This is a genomic window from Marinilactibacillus sp. XAAS-LB27, from assembly GCF_036039175.1.
In the GTDB taxonomy this organism is placed as follows: Bacteria; Bacillota; Bacilli; order Lactobacillales; family Carnobacteriaceae_A; genus Marinilactibacillus.
In genome coordinates, this window is record NZ_JAYXKP010000005.1 from 146,768 (window position 1) to 160,805 (window position 14,038).

Consider the following 14,038-nt stretch of genomic DNA (forward strand, 5'->3'; position numbering starts at 1 on the left):
AACAATCAAAAGATTGATTAGCGTAGGCTTTTATGTTTATATTTTTAAATATTTGCCATTACAATAAAGTTAATGATAAACAAGGCTGCTGTGACCCAGATAACTGGATGAACGACTTTTGCTTTTCCTTTAACTACTTTAGTAATGATATAGAAAACAAATCCTGCCGCAATTCCGTAAGAAATACTATAAGAGAATCCCATAAAGATGGATGCGAAAAATGCGGGTACTGCTTCTTCTAAATCATTCCAATTAATTTCTCCAAATGCTGACATCATCATGATCCCTACTACAATCAATGCAGGTGCAGTTGCTGCTCCAGGTACGATTGCAATCACAGGAGAAAATACTGCTGCTAGCAAGAACATGATCCCTGTAGCTACACTTGTCAAACCAGTACGTCCACCGGCTCCGATGCCTGCTGTACTTTCTACGAATGTTGTTACATTTGAAGTACCAAAGATTGAACCAGCAGTTGTTGCGATAGCATCTGCAAACAATGCTTTTTCTAGCTTTGTATTGATCCCTTTACCTTCATCCATTGCTTTTTCATCATCTAAAGTGAAGATACCTGTTTTACGACCTGTGCCGATAAACGTTCCAATCGTGTCAAAAATATCCGTCAATGTAAAAGCAAATACGGTAATAAATACAAGTGCATAACGAGATGGATCAGCTAAAAGTGAGCCAAAACCTTCCGAGCCAAATGCCGCTCCAAATGTGATTCCAAGATCAGAAAAAGCTGCTCCTATTGAGTTTGCAGGATTTGTCAGACCAGATAGATCAGTGACTCCCATTGGAATACCGATTAAAGTTGTTCCAACAATCCCTATTAAGATAGCGCCTTTAACATTTGCAATCAATAAAATAACTGTCAGAATCAAACCAACAAGTCCCAGTAATACATGCGGTGTCGCAAAAGCTGTAAGATCGGGAATAATACCCCCACCCGTTACGACTGTATTCAATCCACCTTGATACGTCTCTTTTGCTGCATCAAAAGCTTCGTTATTAGCAGAGATAATATTTGGAGCTTCAGATGTGAATTCCAGAAAATCCGCATTTTTTAAGCCAATATAAGCAATGAATACACCGATTCCGCCACCAATTGCATGTTGAAGGGTTTCTGGAATAGAGTGAATAATCATTTTACGAATACTCGTCATGGTGATTACGATATTCACGATACCACAGATGAAGACCATCGCCAGCGCTTCTTGCCATGAGAATCCTAATGCGAATACGACTGTGTAAGTAAAGAAGGCATTCAGCCCCATACCTGGTGCTTGTGCATAAGGTACTTTAGCGTAAAGCCCCATGATCAATGTCCCAATTGCTGAAGAGATAATCGTTGCAAGAAAGACAGCCTGAGATGGCATTCCTGTTAAAGATAGAATCTGCGGATTTACAAAAACGATATAAGACATTGCGAAGAAAGTTGTAACCCCCGCTGCAATTTCACGTCCTACGTTTGTATTATTTTCTTTCAGTTGAAAGTATTCTTCTAACACTGATATGACCCTCTTTCAAGATAGATACTTCGATTCTCGAAGCTCTTGTATAACCTCTCGTCATTGTCAGCTGTCTACGGACTGATCCGCTCTACTTTTTCAGTATGATTAAGTAAAATAAGAGCATATAAAAAAGGATGAGTATACTCATCCTTAAAAACTAAATGATCTTTGAGAAATGAACGAACCCATTTTCTCTAGATCTAATAGTCAATCCTTTAAGGTGATTGGTAGAAACGTTAGCCCGTATCGCTAAACTATATTAGATGATTTATACAAATTCATTTCCAATTATAATGGGCATTCATCAAAAAAGCAACCTCACAATAGAACATTACTTCTTTTATTCTTGTTAAAGTTCGTGTTTAGGGATGTTTCAATGTTTATTCATCCATTAACGTTCAATTAAACGGCTTGAAACTGAACATGTAAAAGCTTTCAAAAAAAAGAGAACCTCTTATAAAGGCTCTCTTAAGAATTATCTCATCGTAACAAATTCTTCAGCTGCTGTTGGATGTATCGCTACTGTATCATCAAAATCAGCTTTTGTTGCACCCATCTTAATCGCTACCGCAAATCCTTGTAGCAGCTCATCCATTCCTCGGCCAATACCGTGGAGACCAATGACTTGTTCATCTTCACCTAGACAAACCAATTTCATATAAGATTTCTGTTTATTTTTGGTAATTGAACTATGCATTGAAGTAAATTTAGATGTGTATACTTTTATAGCATTGTCCCCATATTCATCTTTTGCTTGTTCTTCTGTCATTCCTACCGTTCCAATTGGAGGATGCGTGAAAAATACTGTTGGAATGGTATTATAGTCCAGATATAAATCTTTTTTCCCGTTAAATACTCTTTCTGAGAGTCGTCTTCCAGCTGCGATGGCTACAGGTGTCAACTCTACTCTCCCCGTTACATCTCCTATTGCATAGATGTTTTCAGCTGTCGTATTTTGATACTGATCCGTTTCAATATACCCGCCAGGATAAAGATTAACCTTTGTCACTTCAAGGTTCAAATTTTCAGTATTTGGTGTTCTTCCTGTTGCCCAAAGAATAAGATCCGTTTCGTGTGTGGATCCATCTTCAAAATACATTGTATAAGAACCATCTTGGTTTTCTTTAACTTCTTTAACCGATTTATTGGTATGAACATGTTTACCTTCTGCTTCTGCTAGTTCAGTAAAGCCTTCACAAATAATAGAATCAAATCCATAAAGCGGCATAGGCTTGCGGATAAATAAGTGCGTATCTGCTTTAAACCCGTGGAAAATTCCACTCATTTCCACTCCGATGTACCCACCGCCAACGACAGCTACTCTTTTAGGTAGTTCATTCAAGTCAAACACGCCATCTGAAACAATACCAAATTCACTACCAGGAATGTCGGGACGCTTCGGTTTTCCTCCTGTTGCCAATAAAATATGATCTGCCGTATACTGTTTTCCATTTACTTCTACGGTAGACTCATCAACAAATGTTGCATATCCTTTAATCAGTTCAACACTATTGCTGTCTAATCCTTTTTTATAAGCTGTATGCAAGTACTCGATAAAGGTTCTTCTATTTTCAGCCATCCGTTTAAAATCCAGTTTTGGAGCTTCACTTAACTCCACTCCGTAGTCCGCGGCATATAAGTCTAGTTCTTCCATCATCTCAGATACGTGCCACATAATTTTTTTAGGTACGCAACCAAGATTCACACAAGTTCCGCCAAGATCATTGGCTTCAATTAAGGCTACTTTTGCTCCATGCATTCCTGCACGGTTAGCAGATGCAATCCCTCCGCTACCACCACCGATTACTAAATAGTCATAGTGATTTTCTTTGATTGTCTTTGTCATTTTTTCTCATCCTAACTTATACAGTCTTCACTTACTTATTGTACAATGAATCTCTGCTCTTACCTAGTATCTTTTCCCTAAAGAATTTTATTCTAATGATTTTTAGCTATTTATTTTTCTTTAATACTTGGCTCAATAATGGCATAAAAGCACCTCTTTTTCAGCTAATTGCTGCAAAGAGATGCTTTTTGGTTTCAGATTATCTATTTAACTCGCCTTGACGATCATATTTAGTTGCCGGACGTGTTTTGTGTCCATAAATTCTTGGCATTAATTTGCCATCGATAAAAGGAGCGAGGAAGTTCATAATTAAAATTGCAAACCCTACTCCCCCGGGATAATTGAAGACAATCCTGAAGAATGCTGTTAGCACCCCACACCCAATTGCAAAAACTGTTTTTCCCGCTGGGGTCAATGAGCCTGAGCTATAATCTGTAGCCATATATGTCGCTGCGAAAAAAAGCGTTCCAGTAAGTGCATGTGTCATCATAAAGTCAAAATTAAACGCACTCCAGAATCCCATAATCACTACAGTGGTCAATATATATAATATCGGAATTTTCGGATGAATCACTCTTCTAAATATTAAGTATAGCATACCAATCAGTATAGCTAATTTAGATGTTTCTCCGACGTTTCCTCCAAGATTGATACCTAAAAATAAATCCCATAGTTCAGGTACCTGTTCTGAAACCGTCTGAGCACGATTTCCAATAAATTCAAGAGGGGTCGCACCAGCGACAGCATCTACTCCCCAAGCACTTGGTAAAACCCAGTTTGTTATCCATGGAGAGAAAAATGCTTTCAGCATAACTCGAGCTGCAACAGCTGGATTAAAGTAGTTTTTACCAATTCCGCCGTTAAGTTGTTTTACAATCACAATGGCAAATACTGATCCCAGTACAACGGTCCAAAGTGGCGCTGTCACTGGCAAACTCAATCCTATCAGCATACCCGTAACGCCGGCACTCAAGTCATTTATTTTAACTTGCTGGTACCGGATTCTTTGATAGGCGTATTCACTTAATACCGCCGATCCAATACCCACAGCTACCATTAAAAGAACTTGCAGTCCAAAGAAGAAAGTAGCAGCAATCATAGGTGGTATAAGTGCAATCATCACTTGCCCCATTATCCACGCTGAAGTGCGTTTGGAACGAACATGTGGTGAAGGCCCTACTTGAAGTTTCCCTTTAATGTCCATTGTTTGCGCCATAAATTTCTACCCCGCTTCCTGTTCTTTGATTGCAGCTTTAGCAGCACGAATATTATCTAAAAGTGGAATTTTTGATGGACAAATAAATGAGCAGTTACCACATTCAATACAGTCCATAGCACCTAGTTCTTTCGCTTTCTGCAGATTTCCTCGATCAAATGCATCACTAATTAGGATAGGCTGTAAGCTGACCGGACAAACATTTAGACATTCTGAACACATAATACAATCTTTTTCTTCACCTTCATCTGCTTCTGCCGGAGTCAGGACTGTGATTGCTGTTGTTCCTTTAATGATTGAGATCCCTAAGTCAGATACAGGTTTCCCCATCATTGGTCCTCCAGATAAGACTTTTCCTGGTACTTCAGAAAAACCTCCGCAGTCTTCAATCAAAGAATCCATCGGTGTACCGATTTTCACAAGTAGATTCTTTGGTTCTTTGATTGGAGTACCTGAAACGGAAACGATTCTCTCAGTCAGTGGTTCCCCATATTCGCACGCTCGGTAACAAGCACGCAGTGTGGAGGTATTCATGACCACACAACGCACTTCCGCTGGTAATCCACCTGGAGGTACTTCCCTACCTGTCATCGTTTGTATCAAGTTCTTTTCTGACCCTTGTGGATACATGGTTTTTAAAGGCTGAACGATTACATCACGGTAATTTTTTGTCGCTTCTTCCAATGCTTTCAGTGCATTTGGTTTATTATCTTCTATCCCTATGTAAACTTTTTTAAGTTTAGGGAATAATTTTCTGATCACGTTGATTCCATTCACAATTTCTTCAGAATATTCAATCATCACACGATTATCTGATGTTGAATAAGGTTCACATTCAGCACCGTTAATAATCAACGTATCAATCGTCATTCCCGGCGGTGGACTCAATTTTACTGCAGTTGGGAAGGTTGCTCCACCCATCCCTACGATTCCTGCTTTACGAACCGTTTCAATAATTTCATCATCTGTCATATCCATTGATCTACCTGGTTCCACAATCGGTTCATCTTTTGTGTACTCGAAGTCATTTTTAATAATCACTGAATCGATGTCCCCACCTGTTGAAGGTCTTTTTTCAACTGCAATCACTTCTCCTGATACAGAAGAATAAATGTTAGCAGAAATGAATCCTCCGGCTTCAGCAATCATTTGTCCTACTTTAACTTGATCGCCAACTTCTACAATCGGTTTAGCAGGTGCTCCGATATGCATGGATACTGGAAAAATCAATACTTTAGGAACGGTCGCGTCTACAATTGGAAGTTTCCTTGTTCTATCTTTATTCTCTTCAGGATGTGATCCACCCTGTTTTCTCATAAAAGAAAACTGCATTTCGATCTTCCTCTCTTTATGATGATTTTCAAGTTGATGTCGTCTTAGTTTAGTATAACTTTTTGATACAAAAGAATCTTTTCTAGAATATTATTATTATTACATTTTAATTATTATAAATTAGATAGTCTTAATCTAATTATACAGAATCCTTTATAAATATAAAAGCATTTTCATTTGTCATTTTTAAACGTCTGTAATAGTTAACTTTACACGCAATATTTAGTATGATAGAGCTATTATAAAAGGATCAATAGGTAGAGGAGGTTAGTCGTTATGGTATTTACAAATGTGGAATTACTACTGAGACTCTTGATCGCTGCTTCTCTAGGTGGCATTATTGGTTACGAGCGAGAATTAAAAGGACGCGATGCGGGGATACGTACCCATACGCTCGTTAGTTTAGGCGCTGCTATTATTACACTCACTCAATTAGAAGCTAGTCAGTGGGTTATTGAATTTGCCAGTGATAACACTGATTTAGCACCAATCGTTACAACCGACATCACTCGACTAACAGCACAAATTGTTAACGGAATTGGCTTTTTAGGTGCTGGGACAATTATCGTAAGTAAACGAAGTGTCACTGGTTTAACAACAGCTGCTTCTATCTGGGCGGTAGCTAGTTTAGGGATTTCCGCGGGTATGGGCTATTATTTTATGGCCATTTCCAGCACACTGATTATGTTACTCGTTTTAAGAAGCGTCAAAAGCATCTTTAAGATTGAACGGACAAAGCAATTAGAAATTCGCTATGTAAATAGAGAGCAAACCTTAAATTACTTGGAGAAATGCTTCAAAGAAAATCATATCAGTGTTGTTTCGACTGATCACTCCATAACCTACCGTGATGATGGTACATCTGTTTGTCGAGATCTGTATACACTTCATCTTCCAGTGAAATTCAATATGATGAAATTCATTGCCTTCCTTGGAGAAAGTAAGAATATCTTTGAGATCAATACAATTAAAACAACACTAGACAATTAGTCCAGGATAATCCGACTTATTTATTTAAAATATTAACTAAAAAAAGAGCGAAACCTCGAGGTTTCGCTCTTTTTTTATTTGAATTGTGATTCATGCAGTCTATAGTAAAAGCCTTTTTCTTTCATTAGTTCGTCGTGATTTCCAACTTCTACTACGCTACCTTTATCCATTACTAAGATAACATCGGCTTCTCGAATAGTCGAAAGTCTATGCGCTATGACAAAGCTTGTTCTTCCATCCATCATTTTCAAGAAGGCTGTCTGGATTCTGATTTCAGTCAGTGTATCTACAGAACTTGTCGCTTCATCCAAAATCAGCATCGGAGGATCTGCCAGCATGACTCTTGCAATCGTCAGTAATTGTTGCTGACCAGTTGAAAGAGAAATCCCTTTGTTCCCTAATTTCGTATCATAGCCTTTAGGGAGACGTTCGATAAATGAATGTGCGTAAGCTGATTTTGCCGCTTTGATCACTTCTTCATCTGTCGCATCCGGTTTACCATAGCGAATATTTTCTTTTACAGTTCCGTTGAACAACCAGGTATCTTGAAGAACCATACCAAAGCTCGTTCTCAAACTGTCACGAGTATACTCCGTACTATCTATACCATCAATTTCAATCGTTCCTTTATCCAATTCGTAAAAACGCATTAGGAGGTTGATCAAGGTCGATTTCCCTGCTCCAGTTTGTCCTACAATTGCGACGGTCTCTCCAGGTTCAACCGAAATTGTTAAGTCTTCAATCAAAGTTGTCTTAGGATCGTATGAAAATGAAACATCTTTGAAGTCTACTTTACCCTGAGGTTTATCCAAGACAATCGCATCTGGTTCATCTTGTTTTTCAACAGGTGTATCAATAATTTTGAAAATTCTACTTAGTCCCGCTACGGCTGTTTGAACTTGCGTCATGATACCTGAAATTTCAATAAAAGGTTTTGAAAATTGGGAAGAATAAATCACAAAACTTGAAATTGTACCGATTGTCACAGATCCAGTTCCATTAATAACCAGTATTCCACCAACAACGCCAATCAACAAGTACGCAACATGATCGATAAATCGACTTGCAGGGTTGGTTACAGAAGAAGTGAATTGAGCTTTTTGTCCCCAGTTATATAGGTCCAAATTCATTCCGTGAAAAGTTTTTTCCATCTCTGCTTCATAACCGAAAGCTTTAACAACTTTTTGCCCCGTAATCATTTCTGAAGCATACCCAGATAAGTTCCCTAAGATATTTTGCTGTTTCGTGAAATATTTCTGAGAATATTTCGCTACTAACCATCCTACTAAGAAAAATAGCGGCGTAATGAGTACAATGACTAAGGTTAAGATTGGGCTTAGATATAACATAAAGCCTAACGAAGCAAAAATGATAATGACACCAGTAAACAGGTTACTCAAAATCAGCACCAATGCTTCTGATAAACTTTCCAAGTCATTTGTGAAACGACTAACCACATTCCCGTGACTTGTGCGGTCAAAAAAGCTTAAAGGAAGTTGGTTTAGTTTGTAGAATGTATCTACACGTAAATCTCTAACAATTTTAAATGAAACTTGATTAGATAATACTCTTACCAACCATTGAGACAATACGGTCACTAGATAAGCGACACCTAACCAGATTAATACACGGTATAAAGCAGTGAAGTCAACTTCTCCTGCACCGACAAGCGTATCGATACTAAGACCAATCAAGTAGGTGGACGCTACTGTTCCAACTCCTGAAACAATCCCAAAGATTAAAGCAACCACCGCAATGATCTTATAATTCTTTAAATATCCTGTTAATCTCTTTAAGTCTGAAGGATGAATTTTTTTCTTTTTCATATTTTTTCTTCCTCCTCCAATATTGTCGATGACGGATCAGTTTGTGATTGATAAATTTCTTTATATGTTTCAGAGCTTTCAAGTAGGGCTTCGTGGGTACCACTGCCTACTAATTGTCCATTGTCCATTACAAGAATCTGATCAGCTGATTGAATCGAACTGATTCTTTGAGACACAATAATGACCGTTGCGTCTTTAATACCTTTCAGACTTTCACGTAAGTTGTAATCTGTTTCGTAATCCAATGCACTTAATGAATCATCCAAAATAACAATTTTCGGTTTAGAAACCAATGCTCTGGCAATGGTCAGTCTTTGCTGCTGCCCACCAGAAAAGTTTTTACCGTTTTCTGATACTGTTGATTCCAAGCCATTTGGCATTCCTCTAACGAACTCTTCCATTTGAGCAATACGCAATGCATCGTATAACTCTTCATCCGTTGCGTCTGCTTTCCCCCATCTAAGGTTTTCAGCGATGGTTCCACTAAATAAGGTATTTCTTTGAGGTACAAACCCTATCAGATTTCTCAATTCTTTTAACTGGAAGTGTGTAACATCCTCATCATAAACAGAAACTTTCCCTTTTGTTACATCGTAGAAACGAGGAATCAAATTGATTAGTGTACTCTTACCACTACCAGTAGGACCTGTAATTCCAAGTACCTTTCCAACGGGTACAGAGAAGTCAATATCTGAAAGTGCATCAGCTGCATCTGCATCATAGTCAAACGATACATGATCAAATCTGATGGCAGTTTGTGGTTTGTCTTGAACGTCTTCTAATGTATACGTACCAGTAGAATTTTCGATATTCACCGTTGCGTCCAACACTTCATTGATTCTTGAAGCAGACGCCTGTGATTTCGTAAAAATCACTACTAAGTTCGCTACAACAATCAACGCTAAAAGCATTTGATTCATGTAATTAATTAAAGCTAAAACTTCACCTTGAAACAAAGCACCATTATTTGTCTGAATCGCTCCGATATATAAAATAACCATAATCCCAATGTTCATAACAAACGTCGTTGCCGGTGTCATTAAAGCAGATAAATTATTTACAAGAATATTGGCTTTAGATAATTGCTCACTATTTTCAGTTGAGCGCTTTGCTTCATAACGTCTTCTAGCAAAAGAACGAATGACTCGTACACCACTCATATTTTCACTAACCGTTTGGGCCATCTGATCCAGCTTCAATTGCACTCTTTTATATAAGGGTACAGTGATCCACATGATAATGCCTAGTATGATAGCAAAAATTGGTAATAACACTGCGAATACAAGTGCCAATCGTGGACTAATATAGATCGCCATAATAATCGATCCTACACTTAAAAACGGTGCTCTGATGACTAGACGAATCAACATTGCTAGAGCTAGTTGAAGTTGGTTGACATCATTTGTCACTCGCGTGGTTAACGTTGAAGTACCAAAGTCATCAATTTCTTTGTGAGAGAATGTATTGATTTTTTTAATCAACACTTCTCTTAGTTCTGTACCAAAACTTTGTGAAGCAATCGATGAAGAGTATTGACAGACCATAGCAAAGGCAAATCCAACTACAGAAAGTATGAGCATCAACCCACCTGTCCTAATGACATAATCTGTATCTCCAGCATTAATTCCTTTATCAATCAGTCTTGCTAACAAAATTGGCAGGAATAATTCAAATACTGCTTCCAGTAGTTTAGCTATCGCGCCCAAGTATGCATACATCTGATTCTTTTTTGCGTATTTAAGTAATCTTATCAAGATAATTGAGCCCCTTTTTAGTTTCCATTCTTTCTCACTCTTTTGAGTGTAGACTAGTTCACTTATACGAACAAATACATAATAAATCTGTAAGTATACTCATGTTAGTATATTACTCTATATCCTATACTAATTTATATGGATTCGATAGATTTTGCAAATGATTCGATAAACTCCAGTACAAGTGGTATATGCTGACGGTCACTTTTCCAAACTACTGCCATTTGAGTATGAAGCTCTTTGACATTAATTTCTTTGTATGTCATTTCTACTTTGTCTTGAGCACTCAAAGCGGATAAGGGAACGATTCCGATACCAAAGCCCGATTTTGTCCAATTGAGTGTCGTTCTCGCATCATCATTTCTACATCTTATAGAAGGGGTGATTTGTTCTTTTTCAAATGCATCATGAATCAATTCTTCAAATCGTCTGTAGATGATTAATGGTTGATCGTACAATTCAATTAATTCGATTAATTCTTCCTGTTTACCGTAGTGCTTTCCTTCTGGAAAAACGGCTACAATCGGCTCAGATTTTGCATACCGGATTTCTAACCCGCTCTTTTTAAAAGGGGTTCTAACAATCCCAACATCAATCACACCTTTTTCAAGCATCTCGATTACTTCGTAACTATTACCTTCGTGAATATCAAATTGAATATTTGGATATCGACTAGCAAACGATAAGATTGACTGGTCCGGAATGACTGTACTGGATGAAGATATAGTCCCGATTGATAAGGTTCCTGTGTTTCCTTTTTTGAATAGTTCCATCTCTCGATTCGTAGCGGTCGTTATTGAAAATATTTGCTCAGCTCTTTGTTTCAATAATTCTCCTGCCGGCGTCAAGGTAATCTTTCTAGAACCTCTTTTCATTAATTGTACACCAAGGTCTTCTTCAAGTAAGCGAAGCTGATAACTTAATGGCGGTTGTGCTATGTGAAGTTTCTTGGCCGCTGCTGTGATCTGGCCTTCTTCTACGATCGTAAGAAAATACTCTAATTGTTTCAAATTCATGGACCCATCTCATTTCTTAATTGGTATTCAACTGATCTTTTAACTTATTTTTACATGTTCCAAATAAGCCTAAAAATTATTATAACGAAACTAATAGTAAGAGAACAACCTAATGCTTAAAACAAACAACGTAGAACCTTATTAGTTTATCTTTATACGCATTAGCTTTATGATTAAAGTAATTAAAATTGAGAGGAGAAATTTACTATGTCTACAAACAATGCACCTTTTCCATTAATCAATACCGTTCAATCTGGCTTAGGTACAACGGATATTGAAATTAAGAATGGTCCCACTGAATCTGTTCAAAAAATCGTTGTTGAAGAAGAAAATGTTGTATTTTATGTGCTACCTAATGATATTTTCCTTTATTCACATCCTTTATCTACTGGAAGAGAATGGCATTCAAATGGCGCTATCTCTTTAAACGAAGAAGATAAATTAGTTATTGAGCTCGTTTAACAGTCTACCTATGAGGCATTTTTAAAGCAGTCGAGATTTTTTCCATCTCGACTGCTTTTTTATATTGCTTGAAGACAATTCCAATGGTACATTGAATGCGTTAGAAAACATCTTAAATAGTCTGTTTTTGCATTTTACATTATTTCATTAAACTGAAAGGATCAACTAATTTGACTCTACTTAAGAAGTACTATGATCCTGTGATCATTTTTCTCGCACTATTTTCTGTTTGTATGGTCGTTTTGGATATCTTATCTGTACTTAATTTAACACAATCACCTTTCAAAGAAATGGATAGAATGATCCTTTTGGTATTTGCTTTAGATTATTCTGGTCGGTTCTTTGCTTCTGAAAACAAAGTCACTTTTTTCAAAGCTAATTTATTTGATTTAATCGCAATTATTCCATTAAATTCTGTTTTTGCTATGTTCAGACTAGCACGTTTATTTAGAGTAGTTCGTTTGACCAAACTTTCTCGTCTAGGTCGTCTTTCCAAAATGTTGAGATTGACCCGAATGATTGGATTGATTGGCAAAGCTACAAGACACTTGAAGCGATTCTTTAATACAAATGGCTTTTCTTACATGATTTACGCCGGTGGTATCATGCTTTTAATCGGTGCGTTGGTTTATTCTATTACGGAAAGTGTTCCTTTTATCGATGCATTATGGTGGGCTTTTGTGACTTCTACAACTGTAGGATATGGCGACATCTCTCCTACCACTCCTTTTGGCAGATTAGCCGCTATGATGTTGATGCTGACTGGTATCGGATTATTTGGTGCACTAACCAGCACCATTACTTCTTTTTTCATGAATACTGATGAAGAAGAAACTACAGATCAAAGCAAATCAATCCAAGATTTAAATGATAAAATCGATTTGTTGATTTATTAAAATAGATCAATTAGAAAATAAAAACCGTCCTTCTTAAATTCATGACTACTAAAAAAGTGCTGATCTCATTAACGAGATCAGCACTTTCTTACAATAGAGCATTTTCATCAGCTTAATCTTTGTCCATTTCTTGTGGATACACAAGCCCCATTTGGTTACGACATTCGTCTAGCAATCCCATGACTTCAATGGTGCTTTTAGCAGAGATATATTCTCCTTCTTTTCTTCCAGAGCGAATTTCTTGAGCAACATTTGAAAATTGCTTGCCATATAATAAATTTTCACTTGCCTCAAATGTTTTCTCTCCCTCATCTGTCGTCAATACAGCTTTTTTAGCCATATGGAACTGAGGAACGGCTATTGAACCTTTTGTCCCTTTTATATTGAAAAAGTGTCCGCCATCTTCTTTCATTGAAACCTTCATAGTTACATCAAAATTTGCATAATGGAATACGATGTCTTCTTTGTAGTCCACCTCATGCATTTCACCTTCACACTGAATTGATTCTGGTAATCCAAAAAGCTCGTAACTGTATCTGATATTGTATACACCTAAATCCATTAATGCCCCCCCCAGCATCGAAGGTGTTGTTAGCCTTGGATTATCTGTATATTTAAGTAAGGCGACTTCGAATGCACTATCAGCTGAGACAATTTCTCCTATCGCTCCAGAATTAATCCATTCTTTAACTTTTAAAGCAGTCTCATTGTGCCAAGTCCACATCGCTTCTGATACGTACACATTTTGTTCTGTAGCGTGATTAAAAACATCTTTAGCTTCTTGTTCATTGATTGTAAAGGGCTTCTCACAAAGAACAGCTTTTCCATTTTTGATAGCTAATTCTGTATAGTAGCCATGTTGATCTCCGTTCACATTGACGTAAACGCCTTCAACTTCTGGTGCACTAATGGCCTCTTCGGCTGTCGCATATACTGTCCCGCCAAATTCTTCTGCAAATGTATCAGCTTTAGATCTTGTTCTATTCCATACAGAAACAATCTGGTTATCTTCTGTTTGAACCAATTCTTTTGCTGTACCTTGAGCAATTCCGCCACAACCAATATAAGCCCATCCAAATTTCTTCATCTTAAGTATCCTCCGTTTTATCATCATTGGTCAATTCATGCAATCGTTCATCATAAACCTTCTCTTATAGTTTTGACGCAACCACATAGATTAGTCGAT

Annotated in this window: 11 protein-coding genes and 1 riboswitch; of the genes, 3 read left to right on the forward strand and 8 right to left on the reverse strand. The window is 37.4% G+C overall.

The window, feature by feature from the left end; all coding sequences use genetic code 11:
• Positions 1–44 precede the first annotated feature (44 nt).
• The 4 genes from VXN63_RS08095 to rsxC all read right to left on the reverse strand — a co-directional run bounded on the left by VXN63_RS08095 (position 45) and on the right by rsxC (position 5,908).
• On the reverse strand, positions 45–1,511 hold the full coding sequence (locus VXN63_RS08095) for an NCS2 family permease (RefSeq protein WP_327757521.1): 1,467 nt from the start codon (positions 1,509–1,511) through the stop codon (positions 45–47).
• Between the two features lie 187 nt (positions 1,512–1,698).
• Positions 1,699–1,796, reverse strand: a riboswitch (purine riboswitch).
• Between the two features lie 193 nt (positions 1,797–1,989).
• Entirely contained in the window at positions 1,990–3,360 is a 1,371-nt protein-coding gene (gene gor, locus VXN63_RS08100; protein WP_327757522.1) for a glutathione-disulfide reductase, read from the reverse strand.
• A 199-nt stretch (positions 3,361–3,559) separates the two neighbouring features.
• Positions 3,560–4,576, reverse strand: a complete 1,017-nt coding sequence (locus VXN63_RS08105; RefSeq protein WP_327757523.1) for an RnfABCDGE type electron transport complex subunit D — start codon at positions 4,574–4,576, stop codon at positions 3,560–3,562.
• A 6-nt stretch (positions 4,577–4,582) separates the two neighbouring features.
• Positions 4,583–5,908 carry an electron transport complex subunit RsxC gene (gene rsxC, locus VXN63_RS08110; protein ID WP_327757524.1) on the reverse strand — a complete coding sequence of 442 codons (1,326 nt, stop codon included), beginning with the start codon at positions 5,906–5,908 and terminating at the stop codon, positions 4,583–4,585.
• Between the two features lie 276 nt (positions 5,909–6,184).
• Here rsxC and VXN63_RS08115 point away from each other — a divergent pair, with 276 nt between their 5' ends.
• A complete protein-coding gene (locus tag VXN63_RS08115; RefSeq protein ID WP_327757525.1) occupies positions 6,185–6,898 on the forward strand; it encodes an MgtC/SapB family protein in 714 nt (237 codons plus the stop codon).
• A 74-nt stretch (positions 6,899–6,972) separates the two neighbouring features.
• On the opposite strand, the gene VXN63_RS08120 is transcribed toward VXN63_RS08115, so the two are convergent.
• The 3 genes from VXN63_RS08120 to VXN63_RS08130 form a co-directional block, all read right to left on the reverse strand.
• Positions 6,973–8,724 carry an ABC transporter ATP-binding protein gene (locus tag VXN63_RS08120; protein WP_327757526.1) on the reverse strand — a complete coding sequence of 584 codons (1,752 nt, stop codon included), beginning with the start codon at positions 8,722–8,724 and terminating at the stop codon, positions 6,973–6,975.
• Positions 8,721–10,478, reverse strand: coding sequence for an ABC transporter ATP-binding protein (locus tag VXN63_RS08125; RefSeq protein ID WP_327757527.1), 1,758 nt, complete (start codon positions 10,476–10,478; stop codon positions 8,721–8,723). The genes VXN63_RS08120 and VXN63_RS08125 overlap by 4 nt, the downstream gene beginning before the upstream one ends.
• Before the next feature lie 134 nt (positions 10,479–10,612).
• Entirely contained in the window at positions 10,613–11,494 is an 882-nt protein-coding gene (locus VXN63_RS08130; RefSeq protein WP_327757528.1) for a LysR family transcriptional regulator, read from the reverse strand.
• Positions 11,495–11,701: 207 nt separating this feature from the next.
• Between VXN63_RS08130 and VXN63_RS08135 the strand changes: the two genes are divergently transcribed.
• Positions 11,702–11,956, forward strand: coding sequence for a hypothetical protein (locus VXN63_RS08135; protein WP_327757529.1), 255 nt, complete (start codon positions 11,702–11,704; stop codon positions 11,954–11,956).
• Between the two features lie 170 nt (positions 11,957–12,126).
• On the forward strand, positions 12,127–12,852 hold the full coding sequence (locus VXN63_RS08140; protein ID WP_327757530.1) for a potassium channel family protein: 726 nt from the start codon (positions 12,127–12,129) through the stop codon (positions 12,850–12,852).
• A gap of 112 nt (positions 12,853–12,964) precedes the next feature.
• Here VXN63_RS08140 and VXN63_RS08145 read toward each other — a convergent pair whose 3' ends face one another.
• On the reverse strand, positions 12,965–13,939 hold the full coding sequence (locus VXN63_RS08145) for a Gfo/Idh/MocA family protein (protein WP_327757531.1): 975 nt from the start codon (positions 13,937–13,939) through the stop codon (positions 12,965–12,967).
• Between the last annotated feature and the right edge of the window lie 99 nt (positions 13,940–14,038).